At 35.4% G+C, this 2,661-nt stretch carries 2 protein-coding genes; both read left to right on the plus strand.

The genetic code is table 11. The features are described 5' to 3' along the window. Window positions 1-38 precede the first annotated feature (38 nt). Window positions 39-626, plus strand: coding sequence for a hypothetical protein (locus HMPREF9943_RS06335; protein ID WP_040402719.1), 588 nt, complete (start codon window positions 39-41; stop codon window positions 624-626). Window positions 627-826: 200 nt separating this feature from the next. Further along, window positions 827-2,661, plus strand: a 1,835-nt coding sequence (locus HMPREF9943_RS06340) for a GbpC/Spa domain-containing protein (RefSeq protein WP_004803202.1), incomplete at its 3' end; no start/stop codon positions are given.

Genomic DNA, 2,661 nt, shown 5'->3' on the forward strand with positions numbered 1-2,661 from the left:
AAAGTCTGCGTTTATTTACAGGTAAAAGGGGAGGAGAGATGAGTAGGGTAATAAATAATACATCGAGAGCTCTTTTCAAGAGAATGCTTGGCAAGAATTATATTGAAAAAGTGGAACTAACTAAAGACGGGTTTACTGCTTTTATGACAGATGGAGAAAAGATCCCATTATATTTTAAGGATATTAGAGGAGTAAGAACAGGCTTCTATTTTGATGAGAATATGCCGTGTCGTATCGTAACGATATTGATGAACAGCAATAAGAAGTATGGCATGGGTGTCTCTTCCGGGAGAGAGGAAGTGGATTTACTGCTTAGACATTATGCAAGATACCAACTAGGAGGAGATATCCCGGAGGATATAGATGATATTAATGTTGTTTTGCAGTATGGAGTCTCCGGCTACAGTATTCGATTAGAGAAAGGGTACCTGATTGAAGCAAGAAGCGGTCATAGGGATTTATATCCGCTGAATACGATTGAGTATTACAGAATTGATAAGATATCAGATACAATAGATGTTAAGTTTAGGGATAGGGGAGAATTTATTACCTTAAATATAGCATGTGTGACAAATATCTGGCTGGTTCTTCAGATTCTGGAAAAGTTTGCCGGAAGGCGGGATTAATTAATACGGGAATTAAGAGTTTAAAGATGAAGAGGACAGTATCTAATTATTGTCTATGAGAATAATTGTTAATACATTGAGAGAAGAAATGAAAGGAGATGCAGGATATGATTACTAGAGAGTAGGAGAATATTCTCTTAGAGGTCAGTAATAAAGAAGAAAATAGAATTATAATCAGAAGAAGGAGGAGAATTATATCTATGAAGAGGATTGCTTTAAAAAAAGCAGCAGCTTTTGGGATGTCATTACTGATGGTTTTGTCGGTGATTTCGAGAAATACAATCAGTACATTTGCAATTGACTCGAATAAAGGAATTGAGATGTCAGTTGATAGGACAAAATTGGATAAGAGTGTTGCTGATGCAAAAAGCTCCGGTGTCAAGGTGACAAAAGGAGCAGACATTGATAAAGGTACCGCAAAAACAAAAGCAGAATTAAATGCTAAGAAAGCTGAAATCATAGCTGATTATAACCAGCAAATACAGGAATTAAATAATGCTAAGCTGGCAATGGATAAATATAATGAGGATAAGAAAGCTTATGATGAAGCAAAGAAGAAATATGATGAGGCATTAGCAAAGTATACAATCGCTAAGAAAAAGTATGATGATGCGATGATTGAGTATAATAAAGCGATGGAAGAACTTGAGAAGAAGAAAAAAGAAGATGGATATCTGGAAGAGCCTAATCCACAGACGCTTCTTTTTAACTCAGAACCGAATGCTAGACCCTCAGTTAATACAAAAACTTATCGAAGTACTGACTGGGTGAATGCCGTTGAACAAATGGGTTATCCTAAGGGAAGTGAAATCTATAATATTGCCTTAAAATATAATAGATATTCACTTGATGAGGGGGCTTACCGTGTTTTCTTAGAGAAAGACAAGACGGTAACTGCCTATTACTCTAATTTGCAAAAATCCTATTTTAATGGGAAAAAGATTATCAGAATAGAATATAAATTTACTTTGAGGAAACTCACAGGGGGAAAGAATAAGATTCCTGCGATCCTTTATTATGATCCTACAAAGACAATCAATTACAGTGATTTGGGAGAAAATGCCGAAATTGAAATGGAGACTGTCTTTTACGGGGAAGATAATAAGCCAATCGATATGACTGGTGCATTGGTTAGTTTTTCTTCTCTAAATCGTGATTATGATAAAGGCGTGGATAGAAGTGAGTATGTTCGAGATTTTAACGGAAAGCTCCTTCAAATCCACGGTTCATCTATAAGAGATAATGGTAATGGAGTTGCCATATCAAGCACACGGTCAAACGAGCATGTTAAAAACGGTTCAAGATTTGAAGTTGTGGCTTGGGATACACCTAATTCACCCAATAAATGGTATGGGGCTATTGTAGGAAAAACTATAGGGAAAACTATTAAAGTTACCTTTGGAGCGAAAAATAGAAAAGCAATATGGTTTTCATTTAACTCTGACATCAAAGCTTTGGGTGTTCCAGTTAAGCCAGTAGAACCTGAAAAGCCAACACCACCTAAAGAGCCACAGAAACCGGATGGTAAGGTTGCTTATCATTATAATAGACTTTTCTATCAGCCATCTGTTGAAAAGAAAGTAAATGATCAAAATAATACAGATATAAATAATGGTACTGTTCAAACAGGTTCTGTTGTAAAATTTGTATTAAATACATCAGATTTTCCTGCTGGACATGAGAAAATTGAATCGCTTGTATTCAAGGATACGTTACCAAGCGGTTATGAGGTTAATGTAGAAGGTACAAAACAGGCAAGTCCTGATTATGACATTACTTACAATGCTGCTACAAGGCTGATGACATTTACGGCCAAAGCAGGACTGATAAATAGGATAAATAGTGATTTGAATAAGGATGCCGAAGTACCTGCACCAGTTATTACCGGAAAGGTTACTAAAGAAGGAACAACTTATAAAAATGATTTTGATTTAACTATTAATAATGATTATACAATTAAGTCAAAACCGGTAAAGGTACATACACCAACTAAACCTAAGAAAGAAGTGTTTAAAGGTACTACAACAACAAATAT

Source organism: Eggerthia catenaformis OT 569 = DSM 20559, from assembly GCF_000340375.1.
Lineage (GTDB): Bacteria > Bacillota_I > Bacilli_A > Erysipelotrichales > Coprobacillaceae > Eggerthia > Eggerthia catenaformis.

Excerpts from the sequence above, each read along its gene's own strand:
- HMPREF9943_RS06335 (WP_040402719.1), top strand. The coding sequence starts at position 39 with ATGAGTAGGGTAATAAATAATACATCGAGAGCTCTTTTCAAGAGAATG.